General features: G+C 36.1%; 16 protein-coding genes. 10 read left to right on the top strand and 6 right to left on the bottom strand.

Features of this window, described 5'->3' with window-relative positions; translation table 11 throughout:
• Window positions 1-59: 59 nt before the first annotated feature.
• Window positions 60-1775: a SulP family inorganic anion transporter gene (locus Cop2CBH44_RS11755; RefSeq protein WP_021931635.1), complete on the top strand. Its 1716-nt coding sequence runs from the start codon at window positions 60-62 to the stop codon at window positions 1773-1775.
• A 79-nt stretch (window positions 1776-1854) separates the two neighbouring features.
• On the opposite strand, the gene argS is transcribed toward Cop2CBH44_RS11755, so the two are convergent.
• From argS to Cop2CBH44_RS11735, 4 genes are all read right to left on the bottom strand, one after another.
• Complete coding sequence (gene argS, locus Cop2CBH44_RS11750) at window positions 1855-3648, bottom strand: arginine--tRNA ligase (protein ID WP_200754881.1); 1794 nt, start codon at window positions 3646-3648, stop codon at window positions 1855-1857.
• 103 nt (window positions 3649-3751) lie between these two features.
• Window positions 3752-4699 carry a tRNA epoxyqueuosine(34) reductase QueG gene (gene queG / locus Cop2CBH44_RS11745; protein WP_200754880.1) on the bottom strand — a complete coding sequence of 316 codons (948 nt, stop codon included), beginning with the start codon at window positions 4697-4699 and terminating at the stop codon, window positions 3752-3754.
• Window positions 4674-5282 carry a polysaccharide deacetylase family protein gene (locus tag Cop2CBH44_RS11740; protein ID WP_200754879.1) on the bottom strand — a complete coding sequence of 203 codons (609 nt, stop codon included), beginning with the start codon at window positions 5280-5282 and terminating at the stop codon, window positions 4674-4676. Before Cop2CBH44_RS11740 ends, queG begins: the two co-directional genes overlap by 26 nt.
• An 80-nt stretch (window positions 5283-5362) precedes the next feature.
• Window positions 5363-8629, bottom strand: coding sequence for a glycosyltransferase family 117 protein (locus Cop2CBH44_RS11735; protein WP_021931639.1), 3267 nt, complete (start codon window positions 8627-8629; stop codon window positions 5363-5365).
• Window positions 8630-8879: 250 nt separating this feature from the next.
• Between Cop2CBH44_RS11735 and Cop2CBH44_RS11730 the strand changes: the two genes are divergently transcribed.
• The 9 genes from Cop2CBH44_RS11730 (at window position 8880) to tyrS (ending at window position 16795) form a co-directional block, all read left to right on the top strand.
• Entirely contained in the window at window positions 8880-10544 is a 1665-nt protein-coding gene (locus Cop2CBH44_RS11730; RefSeq protein WP_021931640.1) for a sialidase family protein, read from the top strand.
• Window positions 10545-10592: 48 nt separating this feature from the next.
• Window positions 10593-11603, top strand: coding sequence for an NAD-dependent epimerase/dehydratase family protein (locus tag Cop2CBH44_RS11725; RefSeq protein WP_021931641.1), 1011 nt, complete (start codon window positions 10593-10595; stop codon window positions 11601-11603).
• 69 nt (window positions 11604-11672) lie between these two features.
• Window positions 11673-12260 carry an LOG family protein gene (locus Cop2CBH44_RS11720; RefSeq protein WP_200754878.1) on the top strand — a complete coding sequence of 196 codons (588 nt, stop codon included), beginning with the start codon at window positions 11673-11675 and terminating at the stop codon, window positions 12258-12260.
• Window positions 12261-13166 (top strand): DUF4271 domain-containing protein, encoded by a 906-nt coding sequence (locus Cop2CBH44_RS11715; RefSeq protein WP_200754877.1) that lies wholly within the window; start codon window positions 12261-12263, stop codon window positions 13164-13166.
• A gap of 22 nt (window positions 13167-13188) precedes the next feature.
• Window positions 13189-13950, top strand: coding sequence for a uroporphyrinogen-III synthase (locus tag Cop2CBH44_RS11710; RefSeq protein WP_200754876.1), 762 nt, complete (start codon window positions 13189-13191; stop codon window positions 13948-13950).
• A 135-nt stretch (window positions 13951-14085) separates the two neighbouring features.
• Window positions 14086-14499, top strand: a complete 414-nt coding sequence (rnpA, locus tag Cop2CBH44_RS11705; protein ID WP_021931645.1) for a ribonuclease P protein component — start codon at window positions 14086-14088, stop codon at window positions 14497-14499.
• Window positions 14499-14720: a membrane protein insertion efficiency factor YidD gene (gene yidD, locus Cop2CBH44_RS11700; RefSeq protein ID WP_200754875.1), complete on the top strand. Its 222-nt coding sequence runs from the start codon at window positions 14499-14501 to the stop codon at window positions 14718-14720. Before rnpA ends, yidD begins: the two co-directional genes overlap by 1 nt.
• A gap of 13 nt (window positions 14721-14733) precedes the next feature.
• A complete protein-coding gene (locus Cop2CBH44_RS11695) occupies window positions 14734-15387 on the top strand; it encodes a TatD family hydrolase (protein WP_021931647.1) in 654 nt (217 codons plus the stop codon).
• A gap of 115 nt (window positions 15388-15502) precedes the next feature.
• The gene (gene tyrS / locus Cop2CBH44_RS11690; RefSeq protein WP_200754874.1) at window positions 15503-16795 is read left to right on the top strand and encodes a tyrosine--tRNA ligase; all 1293 of its coding nucleotides are present in this window, start codon (window positions 15503-15505) and stop codon (window positions 16793-16795) included.
• Between the two features lie 213 nt (window positions 16796-17008).
• On the opposite strand, the gene Cop2CBH44_RS11685 is transcribed toward tyrS, so the two are convergent.
• Window positions 17009-18475 carry a putative Ig domain-containing protein gene (locus tag Cop2CBH44_RS11685; protein WP_246469116.1) on the bottom strand — a complete coding sequence of 489 codons (1467 nt, stop codon included), beginning with the start codon at window positions 18473-18475 and terminating at the stop codon, window positions 17009-17011.
• Between the two features lie 16 nt (window positions 18476-18491).
• On the bottom strand, window positions 18492-20237 hold the full coding sequence (locus Cop2CBH44_RS11680; protein WP_200754873.1) for an alpha-1,3-galactosidase-related protein: 1746 nt from the start codon (window positions 20235-20237) through the stop codon (window positions 18492-18494).
• Window positions 20238-20366 lie beyond the last annotated feature (129 nt).

Here is a 20366-nt window from a genome sequence, read left to right as displayed (position 1 = left end):
CCCTTTTGTTTTATTAACAAATAATAATTACCTTTGCAGCCTATTTGAAATCAGGTTATATGAAAAGTACATTAGATTTTCAACCCAAATTATTCTCTATTTTAAAAAATTATTCAAAAGAGAAATTCTCGGCCGACCTTATGGCCGGTATTATAGTTGGCATTGTTGCCCTGCCTTTAGCCATTGCATTCGGTATTGCATCCGGTGTCAGCCCTGAAAAGGGATTAATCACTGCCATAATCGGAGGCTTCATCGTCTCTTTTTTAGGGGGCAGCAATGTACAAATAGGAGGCCCAACAGGGGCTTTCATCGTAATTGTATATTCTATTATACAGAACTATGGATTAGAAGGGCTTGCAATTGCGACAGTTATGGCCGGCCTAATACTCGTACTGATGGGATGTTTTCGATTAGGAACAATCATCAAATACATTCCCTACCCCATCGTCATAGGTTTTACCAGTGGTATTGCACTAACAATATTCACAACACAAATCAAAGACTTATTCGGATTAACAATGACTGAAGTTCCTGCTGATTTCATTTCAAAATGGATTGCATATTTTCGGTCTTTTGATACAGTCAATTGGTCATCTCTAATTGTAGGTATCGTTAGCATCTTACTCATTATACTTACACCTAAAATATCAAAAAAAATACCAGGGTCATTAGTCGCAATTATTATCATGACAATTGTAACTTATATTTTAAAAGAGACATTCAACATTACCGGAATCGAGACAATCGGTGATAGGTTCAGCAATATCAGTAACGACGTACCTGAACCTCAACCGCTCAGTATCAATATGAATACAATTAATCAGCTTCTTTCTCCAGCTTTTACAATTGCCATACTCGGAGCTATCGAATCTTTATTATCTGCCACCGTCGCTGACGGTGTCACAGGAGACCAGCATAATTCCAATACAGAGCTGATAGGACAAGGAGTTGCAAACATCGTAGTTCCATTCTTCGGAGGAATTCCTGTCACTGGAGCCATTGCCCGTACAATGACAAATATTAATAACGGGGGGCGTACTCCTATCGCAGGGATAATACATGCCATAGTTCTACTTTTGATATTTCTGTTTTTGATGCCACTCATCAAATTAGTTCCAATGGCATGTCTTGCCGGTGTGCTAATTATCGTCTCATACAATATGAGTGGTTGGCGTACTGTCCGTTCCCTGCTCAAAACCCCTAAATCTGATGTTGCCGTACTATTGACAACATTTATTTTAACAGTCGTATTTAACTTGACGATTGCAATAGAAATAGGACTTCTCTTAGCTGTATTACTTTTTTTACGTCGTGTATCGGAAAACGTTCAAGTATCTGTCTTAAAAGATGAACTGGACATAGCACAGGGAACAGAGTCGACACAACACGAAACATTGGATATAGCTAAAGGAATAGAAGTTTATGAAATTGATGGACCATTCTTTTTCGGTGTTGCAACTAAGTTCGACGAACTTATGCACAATATGGGGGACAAACCATTGGTTCGTATTATCCGTATGCGAAAAGTACCGTTTATCGACTCGACAGGTTTGCATAATCTTGAGATTTTGGTAGAATCTTCCCATCGTGAAAAAATTCATGTAATATTATCGGGCGTCAATCCTAAAGTACATGAAACAATAAAACGCGCTCGGCTTAATTCCATAATTGGGGATGAATATATTTTTGACCATATTACAAAAGCTGTAGCTGCTGCAAATAAACTTGCGGAAGAATTGTCCCACGAAAAAAAATCAAAAGGAAAAGCACTTTAATAATATTTACTAAAAAGGCCCACCGATATAAAATTCTATATATCAGTGGACCTTTTAATTATATACATAGGAACAGTTTTTACATCCTATCCGGTACCTCAATGCCCAATAATTTCATCCCCAGTCTGACAATTTTTGCAACATTTTTGGATAAAACCAACCGGAATATACGAACATCAGGATTTTCTTCTTTCAATATCGAAAAATCATGATAGAACTGATTATATTCTTTCACTAAATCATATACATAATTAGCAATTATTGCCGGACTATATTGTTGCCCCGCATCTGTAATAACTGCCGCAAATTCAGCCAAATGCTGAATTAAAGATATTTCTTTTTCCGATAATATAACATCATCAGAAATTCTTTCCGGAAGGTTTATTCCCAACTCTTCTGCTTTACGTAAAACCGAACATATCCGAGCATGCGTATACTGGATAAAAGGTCCGGTATTACCATTAAAGTCAATCGACTCTTTAGGATTGAACATCATGTTCTTCCTGGGATCAACTTTCAATATAAAATATTTCAAGGCACCTAAACCGACTATACGGGCAATATTACTTATTTCTTCATCTGAAAATTTATCCAACCGTCCTAACTCAGAAGAAGTTTCCCTAGCTGTATTTATCATCTCCTCCATTAAATCATCTGCATCGACTACTGTCCCTTCCCGAGATTTCATTTTACCTTCTGGCAGCTCAACCATACCATAAGAAAAATGTACAAGATCTTTACCCCAGCTAAAACCTAATTTATCAAGCAATATAGAAAGAACCTGAAAATGGTAATTCTGTTCATTTCCCACAACATAGATCATTTTATCAATAGGGTAATCCTTAAAACGTAACTTTGCAGTACCAATATCTTGTGTCATATATACAGAAGTTCCATCTCCTCTTAATAATAATTTATGATCAAGTCCTTCTGCCGTCAAATCAGCCCAAACAGAACCATCATCTTTACGATACATAATTCCCTTTTCCAAACCTTCCAGTACTTTCTCTTTACCTTCCAGATAAGTTTCCGATTCATAATATATCTTATCAAAATCAACTCCCATTTGCCTATAAGTTTCATCGAAGCCTGCGTATACCCACTCATTCATCATACGCCATAATTCCACAATTTTTTTATCTCCAGCTTCCCACTTACGTAACATTTCCCGAGCTTCAGCCATCAATGTAGAAGCAGCCTCAGCTTCTTCTTTTGTCATACCTTTCGATTCCAGCTCTTTCAATTCTGCTTTATAATGCTTATCAAAAAGGACATAAAAATCACCAATAAGATGGTCTCCCTTCTTGCCTGCTTTTTCTGGAGTTATACCTTCACCCCATTTTTCCCAAGCAAGCATGGATTTACAAATATGAATACCTCTATCATTTACAATATTCGTTTTTACAACTTTATTTCCATTGGCTTTCAGTATTTCGGCTAAACTATAACCTAAAAGATTATTGCGCACATGGCCTAGATGCAGAGGTTTATTTGTATTAGGAGAAGAGTATTCTACCATTATCAAAGGAGACTGCTCGGTTACGTCTTTCAAACCATACCGATCATTTTCATTAATATCATTTAATTGGTCTATCCAACAATTCGAGGCAATCACCAGATTCAAAAAACCCTTTATTACATTATAAGATGCAACAGCAGATTCGTTCTTAACTAAATATTCTCCAATCTCTGTTGCTGTAGCTTCCGGATTCTTTCTGGAAGCTTTCAAAAAAGGAAATACGACTAAAGTCAAATGTCCCTCAAACTCTTTTTTAGTTTTTTGCAACTGTACAGTCGAAGTATCCGGAGTAATACCATATAATGCCTGCAATGCATTTATTACGGCAGTAGTAATTTTATTTTCTATTTTCATAAAACATTAATGAAGTTTCTTTCTATATACGAGAATACAAAGATAAGAATCTTTAATGAATTGTAAAGATGTACTTTACATAAAACGCTCCAATAATTTTCCGTTATTTTTTAGAAAGCAATATACGAATATTCCTCATCAGTCCTTCATACTTAGCTCTTTTAACTGCCGAATATTTGAAAATACGATTATATTCTTCTCTCGAAAGGCTTGAAAGCCTGTCATACGTCAAACCCAACAATTCTTCCGTCGGCACAAAATCCGGTATCTGAGAAGGTTCCGCCATTCGATTCCAAGGGCATACTTGCTGACATGTATCACAACCATATACTCGATTATGCATTTTTGAAGCAATATCAGGAGATATCTCACCTCTATTTTCTATCGTTTGACAAGATAAACACTTGCGAGCATCAAGACTGGGTATTGTAGTTTGTGACAATGCTGCCGTAGGACAACTATCGATACACCGTTGACAACGACCACAACTATTATTCAATGGATTGTCAAACGGCAAAAGTACAGTTGTCACTATTTCTCCTAAAAAAAAGTAAGAACCTCGTCCCGGGATAATCAACTGTGTATTTTTCCCTATAAAACCAATACCAGCTTTCCATGCCCAATATTTTTCCAATAAAGGTGCAGTATCACAAAAACATCGAAAATGCGAATCAGGATAAAGAGTTTTAATAAAATCAGACAACAAAAACAGACGTTCTTTCACAACTTTATGATAATCAACCCCATAAGCATAAAAAGCAAATTGTGGGAGAGAATCGGGTTGCCGAATTTTCGGATAATAATTCAACGCAACCGATATTACAGATTGTGCACCTTCCAATAACAACCGGGGATCACATCGTTTTTCAAAATGATTTGACATATACAACATACCATCCTGACATCCTTCGCCCAACCAACATTCCAAATGCCGACGCACATTCTCATTTACAGGAGCAGCTTTTGCTATTCCACATGCAGCAAAGCCTATTTCTTTAGCTTTACTTTTAATCAACGCGGCTGCGTCATAGTGTTTTAAATCTATATCCATTCTCAAAAAGCCATTCTATCGCCCGAGGCAAAGCCCAACGCAAATTTTTTTCGGCCTTTAACGAATCATGAAATACAACAATAGAACCGTTACGAGTATATTTTTTCACATTTTCCAACACCATTTCGGGAGGCAATTTCTTACTATAATCCCTCGTCACAACATCCCACATAATGATATGATAACGATGCCTTAATGCTTTCACCTGCCCCAATCTCATATGCCCATGAGGTGGACGAAATAATAAGCTATCGATAAGTTCATTCGCTCTATCTACATTCTTAATATAGTTTTCTATCGAATATTTGATACCTTGTACATGGTTCATAGTATGATTCCCTGTCTGATGTCCTCTTCTCCTCAATTCTTCATATAACTCCAGATTACGAGCCACATTATCTCCTACACAGAAAAAAGTAGCTTTTATTTTATATTTATCAAGGATTTCCAACACCCAAGGTGTCACCTCAGGGATAGGTCCATCATCAAAAGTCAAATACACTGTTTTTTCCTTTCCCGGAATACGCCATATCGTTTCAGGATAAAGCATCCGGTACACAAATGGGGGTTGTTCTATCAACATAGTAAAATTCCAATTGTCTGAACAAAAGAAGGTGTCCTGAATTTTCTATTCTCGGGACACCTTCTTAACTCTATACTCTTTTATTCGCCAATCATCTCTTTCAACACCGAAGTTGGGTCAAGATTAACTTCTTTAAGTTCTTGTATATATTTCATTGCCAAATCCTTTTGATTTTGCCCCAAAAATATCGGCAATACATTTCTTATCATTATAAATTGATGCATTTGCATATCACGATTGACCGACCTCAGCTGATTAGCCGTCAAAGTCGTATACCATCTTAAATAAGACATCGAGTTATCAGCAATCTCCTTAAGCAAAGCTGTTGCCTTTTCCGTTTGCCCCAAATGATAATAATCGTTAGCCATTTGTATCGATATATAATCGTGAGGAATTGCTGTTGAAGGAATTTTTTCCATAGAATAATCCAATGCTTTCAAAGCCTTGTCATTTTTTCCTTCTGCTATAAGTTGGTCAATCAAATCTACAAACATCATACGTAATGTATAACACATACGACGAATATTTTCATCAAGGTAAACATCCGGATTATCAATTCCTCCCCACTCAAACTTGTTCATCATATTATCATACATTTTTTCACTATCTATACTTCCGTCATTGTCCCCTTTAACCGGAGTAATACGGTAAGCCAAACCCACACGTGAAAAATATGGGCGCATATTCATAAACATATCCGGACCTACTGTAACAGCATAATAAATCGGACGTTTCCATCCATTCTTTGCATTTGTGTTTATCATATCCAGAATAGCGATTTCATTCAATGTCAAAGTATTTTTTCCTTTGAAATCAAAAATCATCTGAGATGGTATACTGTCCCGTAAAGAATCCGGAACAATACCAGCCTTTACAACGGCAGCAGAATCTATCGGAATATAAAGTTTTTCTGCTGGAATATAATTTATTTTCCCAGGATAATTAGGAATGGTCTTAGACCAATCTTCATCAGATAATAAGACACTAAATGCTTCATCAACAGACATAGGTTGGCGATATACATCATATAAATAAGCATAATCACGCTTCCCATTTCCATATTGCTGTTTAGTCATAGAGATTGGTAATGGGTCAGATTTATATGCTTGGCTTTTCATCTGATCAATATACCAGTCAGTCTGTAAATAGCTCAAATTGCAAACACGAACATCAGTACGGTATCCCTCAGTCTCTTGTGCATACCATAATGGGAATGTATCATTATCTCCATTTGTAAAAATAATACCGTCTTCCTCAATACAAGAAAGATAATTCTTCCCAAAATCACGACATGCATATCTACCAGATCGATCATGGTCATCCCAAGTCTGACTCACCATTTGTATAGGGACAAACAAACACAGTAACGAAGCTATTGCTGCAGCAGGAATCGAAGGCACAAATCGGTTCAAACCTTTATATATAGCAGCCACACCTAAGCCAATCCATATTGCAAATGCATAAAATGAACCGGCATAAGCATAATCTCGCTCACGAGGCTGATAAGGAGTCTGATTCAAATAGATAACAATTGCTATTCCAGTCATAAAAAACAAGAAAAATGTCACCCAAAAACTTTCAATTCCTTTTTTCCCGGAATAAGCCTGAAAAAACAACCCAACAAGCCCCAATATAAGAGGTAAAAAATAAAAAACATTATGTCCTTTATTATTTGCCAAATCAGGTGGTAATAAGCTTTGATCTCCTGCAATATGTTTATCTATAAAATTGAAACCTGATATCCAATTTCCTTTATTCACTTCTCCGTGCCCCTGAATATCATTCTGACGACCTACAAAATTCCACATAAAGTAACGCCAATACATATGATTCAATTGATAATCAAGGAAAAATTTTAAATTCTCGCTGAAAGTCGGTTTCATTACCACACGAGAATCCCCATTCGGATCTGTAACTCGTACGGGCTTACCTTTAAAATTGGTCCACTCCTTATATGCCTCTACATGAGAAGGTGAAGTACTGTACATACGAGGGAAAAGCATATTCAGCTCAGGAGTATATTGATAATCTTTTTTATGGTCGATAATTACATATTTATCCCGCTCCTTATCGCTATTCTTAATAGCCCTGCGCCAAATTGCAGGTCCTTCATCCACCAAAACAGATCCATCTCTGTCACGAGCAACATCTGAAACAAAAGTATTACCATACAATAAAGGCCGGTCTCCATACTGTTCCCGATTCAGATAACTTGCTAATGTAAACACATCTTCTGGAGAATTTTGATCCATCGGGGTGTTTGCTGAAGAACGAATAACGATAAGGGCATAAGATGAATAACCAATAAAGATTACCATAATACACACCAAAATCGTATTCATCACTCGTAGAGCAACTGTTTTCTGGAAATAAAACAAGTAAATAGCTAAAATAGCAGATAAAAATATACCTAACCAAATACTGTTTCCAATAAAAGGCAGTCCCACCAACATGACACTGACTAAAAACGACAGTTTTATCTTTTTATCACTTCTCTGTTTATAGGTTTCATATATTCCCCAAACAATAGCAGCTATTACCACAAAGAAATATACGACTACACCTGTATTATATGGAGCATGCAAAACATTGACAAATAACAATTCTACCCAACCTGCAACTTTTACAAACCCCGGCACAAGCCCGTACAACAATAAAACAATTATACCAAAAGATAATATTAAAGCAAGGAGGGAACCCTTTGCATTTGTATTTTTAAATTTACGGTAATAAAATACCAGAACAATAGCGGGAATGCATAACAAATTAAGTAAATGGACAGCAATAGAAACACCTATAAGATAGGCAATCAGTACAATGTACCGATCCGAATGAGGCTCATCGGCAACCCGTTCCCATTTTAGTATAAGCCAAAATACCAACGCTGTACAAAAAGATGAATATGCATAAACCTCTCCTTCAACTGCTGAAAACCAAAATGTATCAGAAAATGCATAAGCCAAAGAACCAACTAGCCCACAACCTAAAATAACAATCATCTGTGCGACAGAAATTTGATTCTCCTCCTTCAAAACAATCTTACACGCCAAATGTGTGATTGTCCAAAACAAAAGAAGTATGGTCGCTGCGCTCAATAATCCCGACATCAGATTTACCATATAAGCGACCTGGTCCGGACCTGATGCAAAATTGGCAAAAAAGCGGGCTGTAAGCATAAATATCGGATTTCCAGGAGGATGTCCTACTTCTAACTTATACGCAGATGAGATAAACTCTCCGCAATCCCAAAAGCTGGCCGTAGGTTCCAGCGTCATAATGTAAACAACAGCTGAAATAGCGAAAACTAACCAGCCAAAAAGATTGTTTAATAATTTGTATTGCTTCATTTTAAAAATTTAATATCCGTATTAAGATACATAAATGTAGGTGCAAAGATATAAAAAGATTGATTACAACCTCTTTAAAAGATTTTAATTGTCAGATAAAAAGGCAAAGTTTATATGTTGATTTCTTCTTTTTATATTCTCAAGGCACTCTTATACCCAAAATGATATATTACAAATTTCATATATAATAGAATAAAATCTTATTTTTGTAACAAAGACATTCTATGTATATTCGTCAAATATTATCAATATGGGAAATATATCTACTTTCATACAGAAACTATCGATTATTTTATTAGGGGGATATATAGCTTTTAATAGCATGATTCAAGCTCAAGTACAAAACCTTTATCCAAATCCACCTGATAAAATTATAAGCACCATCGTACAACAAGGTACTGTCATGACGGGAATCGGAAATATAGATGTACCTCTATTACGTACAACCATCATCGTTTCTGGTTCTAATGATAATGAAACTTTAAAAGAGATAAGAGGCAAGCTGGTAAACACTTCCAACTTTAATGATATAAAAAGAATTAAAGCTTATTTAGCTCCTGATACATATGACTTAAATACTCAAAACGCAACTTTATTAGGAAACACAACAGTCAATTCAACAGGAAATTTCAATATTAAATTGAATAACCTCTGTCATCTGGACAATGGGAATCATTATATTTGGATAACAGCGGATATTTCGGATACGGCCAAAGAAGGGAATACTGTCGATTTACAAATTAATTCTTATTTAAGAGAAAACGGCAATACAATATACGAAAATAATGGTAATCCTGAGTACTTTGCTACTATCTTTCTCTCCGAATCTGTCGTATTTCACCCGGGGGACAATAGTTCCCGTTATTATCGTATACCAGCGATCACTACAGCCAAAGACGGTTCCATCGTAGCAGTATGTGACCGTCGCTGGAATAGTGAAACCGATTTACCCAATAATATCGATATTGTAACTCGTCGTAGCACTGATAATGGAAAAACATGGAGCGAGCCGACTACTATCGCCGGAACCCTTGGCAAAGGAGGAAATTATGGACATGGAGACCCCGCTATCGTCACTTGTCAAAATGGAGATATTATCGTATTGATAACAGCAAAAAATGGTTTCTGGGATGGTACTCCAGACAAACCCGCTTTAATAAAAAAAATAGTCAGCCACGACAATGGCATTACTTGGGACACTCCTGTAGACATCACTTCTCAAATATACGGCCCCAACTGTCTCAATCCTGTTACTCGACAATGGAAATCTCTTTTTATTAGTTCCGGAGCCTTTATTCAAACCCGCTCAGGAAGGCTAATAGCAGCCATGCTTGTACGCGACGAAGGAAAAGGAAAACATAATTACCTCTTATATTCTGATGATAACGGCATTTCTTGGAAAGTTATAACCGAAAAAGCTATTCACAATGGAGATGAAGCAAAAATAATAGAACAAAACAACGGAAATATTCTTATCAGTTCACGAAATCCAGGAAACCGCCTTATGAATATCTCAAATAGTAATGGCACAGGATGGGCGACACAGTGGAAAAATAATGATATATGGGGAGCAAGCTGCAATGGAGATATGATTCTATATACTTCTACAATCGACGGCTACAACAAAAACCGTCTCTTACACAGTATTCCTTGGGCTGAAGACCGTCGCAATGTAAGTGTTTTGATAAGCTACGATGAAGGAAAAACTTGGGGATACCGTAAAACTATCTGCTCTAAAAATTCCGCATATTCTGCATTGAACATTTTGCCTGATGGAACTATTGGCTGTCTCATTGAAGATCAATCTATTGCAGGAGGTTACTCAATGCGTTTTGTCTGTTTTTCTTTAGAATGGTTAACTGATAATACAGACACATACACCCCTTCATTAATTTGTTCAAAATCATACCAATAAAAATAGGGAATAATATTGATATACTTTTGTATTATCGAAAAAGATGATATGAGAAAAAAAATTTTAATTACAGGAGCCGGAGGATTCATCGGTAGTTTTATTGTAGAAGAGGCACTAGCTCGAAATTACGATACATGGGCAGGAATACGAAATTCCACCAACCGTGAATATTTGCAAGATAATCGTATACATTTTATAGATTTACAATACAGCAATAAGAGCAATTTAAAAAAGCAATTATTAGAGAAAAAAAATACTTTCGGCAAGTGGGACTATATTATTTGGAATTTAGGAGCAACAAAATGCAGACACCCTGAAGATTTTGACAAAATCAATTACGGCCTTGTCAAAATATTTACTGAAACTCTTATCGAAACAGATACAGTACCCGAACAATTTATTATGATGAGCAGTTTGGGCGCATGGGGCGCCGGTAATGAAGAGAGCTATGCTCCTATATGCCCCACCGATATGCCCAAACCAGAAACGTTATATGGAAAAAGCAAATTGAAAGCAGAACTGCATTTACAATCTCTCCCTGGGTTTCCTTATGTAATATTAAGGCCAACAGGTGTATATGGTCCTAGGGAAAAAGACTATTTTCTTATGATAAAATCTATAAAATGGGGAATTGATTTTTCTGTTGGCTATAAACCTCAAGCACTTACATTCATATATGTAAAAGACCTTGTAAAAATCATGTTTTTGGCGATTGATAAAGGGGTCAAACAAAAAAGTTATTTTATTTCAGATGGAGCAGTGTATACATCTTCAGATTTCCGTAAATACGTAGCCAAAGCACTAAAAAAACATTTTATATTACCACTACGCCTTCCGCTATGGGTATTAAAAATCGTTTCTTATTCCGTTGCTTTTTGTGCGTCCCTTATAGGCAAAACAAGTACGCTAAATCCAGACAAATATCGTATTATGAAACAACGAAACTGGATTTGTGATATTTCTGCATTGCAAAAAGAGTTAGGATTTACTGCCGACTACCCTTTGGAAAAAGGAGTAGAAGAATGTATCTCTTGGTACAAAACTGCGGGATGGTTATAATTTTAACGATACAATTTATTCTAACTTTCTAAAGAAAAATTTAATTTTGCACCCATTAAATAAGTGAAAATGAAAAAGATAAAATCGGTATGCGTATATTGTGCTTCGAGCTCACAAGTTCCAGAAATTTATTTTTCTGCAGCACAAGAACTCGGAAAACTATTGGCCAATCAAGAAATTAAGTGCATTTATGGCGCCGGAAATCAAGGGCTTATGGGTACATTAGCCAATAGCGTATTGGCTTCCGGAGGAGAGGTTACAGGTATCATACCTCGCTTCATGTACGAAGAAGGATGGGCTCATAAAAAATTGACCCAAATAAAAATTACCGAAAATATGCATGAGAGAAAGCAAACTATGGCTGCGCTTTCCGATGCGGTTATAGCAATGCCCGGAGGTTGCGGCACAATGGAAGAGTTACTTGAAATCATAACCTGGAAACAACTTGGACTCTATATGAATCCTATCGTGATACTCAATATTAATAAATATTATGACCCACTGATAGAACTGCTCAATAAAGCAATTTCTCAATCCTTTATGAGAACAGAACATGCCCGTATGTGGGAAATAGCAAATACTCCCAAAGAGGCAATTAGTGCACTATATGAAGCCTATGAATGGACCGGCAGTGTTCGTAAATTTGCAGCGATATAAATGACCACAACCGATAGCCTACATATCGACCAAACATTGCAAGATTACGATTCTATCATACCTAAACAAGATAGTTTGCAATATGAGTCTGTGCATCACTATATCCCTAAAGATACTGTCACATTCACACCCAAGTACATATACGGTCTTGCCAAAAGTTGCCCAGCACCAGTAACCAATCCAATAACCGATTATAAAGAAGCGACGCTTATCATTCCAAAAGGCATAGCGGGAACTCCTCGCCCTGCAAGTTTAGGTATCAATAATGGAATTACCTTGATATTGGCCATCTCCTTTTTATTAGTGGCCACATCTTTTCGCTCTGGAGTACGGTTGGTATCACAAATGTTATCTTCTCTTTTTAGTATAAAAGAAAGTGATAATTCGTTTTCTGGCATTACCATGACCGAATCCAGACTTCGCTTCTTTCTCCAAATTCTCACACTCATACTCGAAGGTATTATTTTAGCTTTTCTAATCCAAATAAACCAACCACAACAAGAGCCCGAGACATCATTAATACATGCAGGCATTGCTATCGGGTGCACATCAATATACTATTTTTTACAGCTCCTTGTTTATCTTCTTTTAGGAAGCATTTTCACTGACTACAATAGTGAAACCAAATGGATAAACGGATATATATCTATTAATTCCTTATTGGGTATATTTTTATTTCCCATAGTATTTGTTATGATTTATATTCCCCACCTTTCATCAGATGCTCTTTGGATTGCAGTCGTGTTATATATTTTTTCCCGTATTATCTTTATTTATAAAAGCATTAAGATTTTTTTGAGAGATATTTATGGAATACTGTACTTTATTTTGTACCTTTGCGCCCTTGAAATCACACCTTTAATTTTATTATTTAAAGGGACAGTGATATTATACAATATTATATAGAATTTAAAAAAACGCTTTAGCTTTGAAGATCAAGAAAGTTCTCGTTTCTCAACCGAAACCGGCATCAGAGAAGTCTCCCTATTTTGATATTGCAGAAAAATATGGGGTGAATATTGAATTTCGTCCATTTATCAAAGTGGAAGGATTATCACCTAAAGAGTTCAGACAGCAAAAAATTTCCATACCGGAATATACTGCTGTAATTTTTACAGCACGCACAGCAATTGACCATTTTTTCAAATTGTGCGAAGGATTACGCGTCACCATCCCTGACACAATGAAATATTTTTGCGTGACTGAATCAGTTGCTTTGTATTTACAAAAATATATCGTATACCGGAAACGTAAAATATTTTTTGGAAATTCCGGTAAATTAGACGATTTAATTCCATCTTTGGTAAAGCACTCGGACGAGAAATATCTTTTTCCCGTTTCAGACGTTCATAACGAAGAGCATACAGCTCTACTTGACAAAAATAAAATCAATTATACTAAGGCGGTCATGTATCGTACGGTAAGTAATGATTTTACCCCAGAAGAAAAATTCGATTATGATATGCTGGTATTTTTCAGTCCTTCCGGAATCAATTCATTATTAAAAAATTTTCCGAACTTTGATCAAAAAGAAATCAAAATCGGATGTTTCGGCCCAACGACAGCCAAAGCTGTCCGTGACGCTGGATTAAGGCTCGACGTCGAAGCTCCACGCCCAGAAGCTCCATCTATGACAGCAGCCCTTGAACTTTATTTCAAAGAAATCAGCAAGGCCTCAAAAAACAAATAGGTTACACTAAAATAGGTTTCAAAAATACTATTGAAACTATAAATTTGTTCTTAAAGTTAATTCTCCCGAAAGCATTGCGACAGATATTTCGTATATTTGCACCAAAGCTTTCGGGAGAATTTCATTATATAAAAAATGAGGAATTTCAGTCTAAAAAAAAACGAACGATTACGTAGCAAAAATGATATTGACAAATTATTTACTTCCGGTGAATCTTTCGTCATATATCCATTCCGAATTGTTTATAAGTTTTCTGATTCGAACTCCAGTTCCAAAGCTTCTATCTTAATCAGCATTCCCAAAAAAAGATTTAAACGAGCTGTCAAGCGAAATTTGCTTCGTCGTCGAACACGAGAAGCCTATCGTCTCAACAAAGACACACTCTTACATAATCTACCCAATAATCACACACTAAATATTGCTTTTCTATATATTAGTAATGAACTTCACGATTACTCTGTCATAGAAAAAAAAATGAAAGAATTACTGGTTCGCCTCAATAAAGAAATTAATTTGACAGATACTGATACAAAAACGGATAAAATCTAATGAAAAAGTTCTTTTCTTGGATACTACTAATTCCTATTTATTTTTATCGGGCCTGTATATCTCCGTTAAAACCGCCAACCTGTCGATTCGTTCCAACTTGTTCGGAATATGCCATACAAGCTATAAAAAAATATGGCCCACTTAAAGGCACATATTTAGCTATAAAACGTATATTACACTGCCATCCTTGGGGAGGCAGCGGATATGATCCTGTTCCTTAAAGGCAAATGAATTATGAAATATTATAATATACATACACATAAAGAAAGCAACGATCCTAAGGTGCAAGAAATAGTAAACATCCTATTCAAAAAAGAATCTCAGGTTCCGGATATTAAAGAAAATAAATTCTATTCCTTAGGTGTACATCCATGGTATATTCCGGAAACTACAATCTGGCCGCAAATAATTAAGGAAATGAAAGAACTTTTAAACCGTCCCGAAATTATTGCCATAGGAGAGTGCGGTATCGATACATTAACGACCACTTCGATAGAAAAACAAATACAACTTTTCCGACTACAAATAGGACTTTCCGAAACATTGAAGAAGCCTGTTATCATACATTGTGTAAAAGCGTGGAATGAAATTATCGATTTACATAATAAACTAAAACCATCCCAACCATGGATCATTCATGGATTTCGAGGAAAATCTCAATTGGCAGAATCTTTATTAAAACATGGATTGCATATTTCCGTTAGTATGCATTGTCCTCAAAAGTTACCGGAAGTCATGGCTTCAAATCACATATTAGTAGAGACAGACGATTCAAAAGTCTCGATTCAAGATGTCTATACTCAAATATCCAACATATGGAAAATCAAACCAGAAATATTAAAAGAACAAATCCGTAAAAACTTTCGGCAGATTTTTCAATGCAAATAAAGAATAATCTTTGAAACAGATAAAATTTAAACAGGCTCTTAGTGTTTCTGTATAAAATTATTTACCTTTGTCCATCACAGAAGATAAGTAGAAATTATTATAAAAATATGAGAAGATGAATTTCGTAGAAGAGCTTAAATGGAGAGGCATGATCCATGATATAATGCCCGGCACTGAAGAACAATTGCAAAAAGAAATGACTACAGCCTATGTCGGTATCGATCCGACTGCCGACTCACTACATATCGGGCATCTTGTAAGCGTAATGATATTGAAACATTTTCAACGGGCAGGACATAAGCCCATCGCACTCGTCGGAGGTGCAACCGGAATGATTGGAGACCCTTCGATGAAATCACAAGAACGGAATCTCCTCGATGAAAAAACTCTACGCCACAATCAGGAAGCAATCAAGAAACAACTATCCAAATTTTTGGATTTTGAATCTGATGCACCCAATGCTGCAGAATTGGTCAACAACTATGATTGGATGAAAAATTTCACATTTCTTGACTTTATCCGTGATGTTGGTAAATATATTACCGTCAATTATATGATGGCCAAAGATTCAGTAAAAAAACGTCTGAACGGAGAAAACAGTAACGGGTTATCTTTTACTGAATTCTCATATCAGCTTGTACAAGGATATGACTTCCTATACTTGAACAAAACCAAAAACTGCAAATTACAAATGGGAGGTTCCGATCAATGGGGAAACATAACAACGGGAACTGAACTTATACGCCGAACTACTGGAGGTGAAGCATTTGCCTTGACATGCCCATTAATAACAAAAGCTGATGGTGGAAAATTCGGAAAAACAGAATCAGGTAATATATGGTTAGATCCTCGTTATACATCTCCCTATAAATTTTATCAATTCTGGGTCAATGTAAGTGATGCTGACGCCGAACGTTATATCAAAATATTTACATCTCTCAGCCGAGAAGAGATAGAAGCTCTTGTTACGGAACAGAATGCTGCACCTCATTTACGTCCGCTCCAAAAACGGCTGGCTAAAGAAATAACAATAATGGTTCATTCCGAAGCCGATTATGAAGCTGCAGTAGAAGCTTCAAGCATATTATTTGGCAACTCCACATCAGAACAATTGAAAAAATTAGATGAAGACACTTTACTTGCCGTTTTTGAAGGCGTTCCTCAATTTGAAATCTCCAAGGAAGAATTAAGTAAAGGAATAAAAGCGGTCGAGCTTTTTACCGAGAAAGCTACAATATTCCCATCAAAAGGAGAAATGAGAAAAACTACACAAGGAGGAGGTGTTTCTATCAATAAAGAAAAACTCATCGAATTCGATAAAGAAATAAATGACAGTTATTTATTAAATAGCAAATACCTTATTGTACAACGTGGCAAAAAAAATTATTTCCTATTGATTGCAAAATAACTGCTTAAAATTTGGCAGTAATTAAATATTCTGCTATATTTGCATCGCTTTTGGGAACACCCCAAGCAACAAAGGATTGTCTCATGGTGTAATGGTAGCACTGCAGTTTTTGGTTCTGCCTGTCTAGGTTCGAATCCTGGTGAGACAACAAACAGAAAAGCTTTTCAAAATATTGAAAGGCTTTTCTGTTTTTCAAATTTCTCACAAACTCTATCATTTCACCACAAATACTTCACAGCCATGTGGCGCAATATCTAAATCCAATATTTTTTGAAGTTTCAAATCCTTATGACTCCATACATCACGCAATAACTCTCTTACCGGAATCCCCAGCGCATCAAAATCCAATTTCACAGTAGACCGACTATCCACCAAATTACATATTGCTATAGCTATACCTTCCGAAAGATTTTTCTTCCATACAACACATTGACTATTGCGATGAATGATTCGTCCTTGTTCTCCCAACCGGTCCTGATTTATAGCTATAATCTCTGGATTTAACAAAATATCTTTTGTCTTCTGAGACATATTACGTATATCATTTCCACACAATAAAGGAGAAGCCATCATACACCAAAGACTCATATGTGTACGATACTCATCATTCGTACAACCATAACTCTCGGCTCCATAGTTTATATTTTCACTCCGCCCCGATATCCCAACGACAAGCATATCCGGATCATTCCACCCTCCTGGTCCTGCATATTCTGCCAAACGCCCATTCAATGCCACAATATCTATAATGCCGTTAAATTCCGGCCGAGTCCAATTATCCATAATATCTCCAGTCGTTCGCCAATAGTGACCACCAACAGATTTAGCCCATAACCAAGGTTCTCGCCCTCCCCATTCACAAATTGAAAAAACAATAGAGCGATTTGTCTTTTTCAAAGCCTTACTCATAGCTGTATATCTTTTTATCGCTGTTGTTCGGTCAGAAGGAGCTCCACAATAGTCATATTTCAAAAGATCTACACCCCATGAAGCCATATCCTTTGCATCTGATTCTTCATAACCATAACTGCCACACACACCTCCGCATGTTTTATCAGAAGCATCCGAATAAACGCCCAAATGTAAACCTCTCTCATGCAAGTAATCGGCTACATGACGAAGTCCATTAGGAAATTTCTCTTTATTTACTTTAATCCGACCGTCTTCCCCCCGTTTCTCTTCCTGCCAAAAATCATCAATACAAACATAATTATATCCTAAATCACGCATACCGGAAGAAACCATTGCATCTGCAACTTCCAGTATCAACTGCTCATTAATATTACGTCCAAATGTATTCCAACTGTTCCACCCCATCACCGGAGTCAATGCCAAATCATTACCTACTTTGATAGTCAAAGTGTTTGAATCTTTTCCTTTTAAGTTTTGTGCCGTAATATGGACAATATATTCTCCGCTTTCCATAACTTTCCCCCGAATTATCCCAACACTATCATTATAAGACAAACCTTCGGGCAATCCAGACACAGTCCACGTCATAGGGCGCTCTCCTGAAGTAGGAATAGCAAATACGAAATCGGTATTAGGATATATTGCCGTTACATAAGGCGGATTTATATATGGCTTCCCTTCAAATACGTTTTTTGCCGAAGCAAAATCTAACATTCCAATTGATATTATAAATAAAGTTATAATACATTTCAATTTTCGGATTTTCATAATTGTCTTTTTTACTTTATGGTTCAGAAATTTTTATATCGTCACAATATTCAATCTTATATAGAGAATCCCGTTGTCTGACCGAAGGATAATCATTGGTCATTACTCGTTTATTATTTTTCCATTCCATATTCTCCACACCATACGCATGCAACAAATATACATCATCAAATACTCGGAATGTATTATTATAAACTTTTATATTTTTATTATATCGACTGACATCTCTCTGCTCTTTTATTCCGGCTTGCACATCGATAATAGCCTCACCCCACACACCAAACAGACAGTTATCAAACACATTGTTCCGTATGGTACAGTCGTTGACACCACCTTGTTCAAACCAAAAGTTGGCATCTCCTTCAAACAAAATTGCAGCTCCTGGAGAGTGAAATATATTATTTTCAACAATTGTTTTACCCCTACAATTCAGCAACATACCCCGAGCTCTATTTTTCCCTATATAGTTATCATGTATATGTATTACAGGAAACTTCCTTAATTCACCAATAGCGTCCCCAACCTTAATGCCCTCAGGTAATGGTTCTGACAACTTAACTCGTGTAAAATCTTTATTGATACGTTCTGCCTCCAGAACAATGGCATTTCCCTTTGTTATCAGACTCAAGCCTTGAACAAATTCTACAGGAACCCCTTTTTGGAGAAAATCAAAACCCAATTGCTGTGTATGTTTTAACTGTACAAATACCTCATCTGGAGCTACCTGACGTGCAATTTGTACATATATTCCATGTATATTGGTAGCATCATCCATTTGATTTTCAAAAATACAATGACTTAATTCTATTTTCCCTGTACAATTCGAAAAATGTGTAGCATCGGCAGTACAACTAATCATACGACCGTTTGAAGGGGTCACTTTACACGATTCTACTATCACACTATGAGTACGTTGCCCGACAATACCCATACCGCCTGAATGAAATATAGTTATATTTTCAAATCGTAAATTCTCACTATCAGAAACTGTAAATCCCGGATAATTTCGATTTGCAGAAGCAAATACAAGTGTATTGCCTACTGTCCCTTTCAAATCTTTCAAAAATAACCGGACTTTTCTATTCCCTAAATCTTTTGCAACTAACGGTGTATTTCCCAAATAATAATCACGAGCCATGAATGCAGTTTCACGTTTATTGGTATCAAATTCCAATAAACTTCCATAAGGATACACAATCTCCCGGCTCACCGTCGTTTGTCGTTCTTCTTTACTCTTCCCATCTGTAAATACTAACGTTCCATTATTTATTCTATATGGAAAACTTTCTGGTATCATCACATCTATCCCATCAGAATTATTCTGTATTATAATAGCTTCACTATGAAAAGGACGAACATAATCAATCGAAAAATTCTTAAATGTAACATTTTTCGAATCATATATAACAAATGGATTTGAGAACCCATGGAAAATAAAATTTGCCCCTTGACCATCTATCGTCATATTTTGCACTTGCTCCAGTAAAAAAATAGTTCTTTTTAGACCTTCATCATTATTACTGACAAAACAGTACTTATCTTTTCCAAAATCTGGAAAAAAATGATATGTTCCCTTTTCGAACAGTATGGTGACATTCTTGTCATCCTTACATTCTTGTAAACATTTTACTATAGCGGGAGTACAGTCTGGTGTCTGTGGAGTAACACCCAAATCAGCCATATTTATTTGACGCTTTCCTGCCATAGTACCCCAAGGAATCATCAAAATCAAAAACAAGGCAATAAACTTCATGTTCTTCATTTGCATTTAAATTTTAAAGTAAAAAATCAGCTAGTCTAAACATTCCTAACAAACGGAAACTTCTGCTACAAAATTAAAAAAGTCATATCCCTTACTATAATCCAAATGTATCGGATAAAGACTCAATTA

This window comes from Coprobacter secundus subsp. similis, from assembly GCF_015097275.1.
Taxonomy (GTDB): Bacteria; Bacteroidota; Bacteroidia; order Bacteroidales; family Coprobacteraceae; genus Coprobacter; species Coprobacter secundus.
Note: the sequence above shows the minus strand (reverse complement) of the source record. Positions and strands in the feature narration are given on the sequence as shown.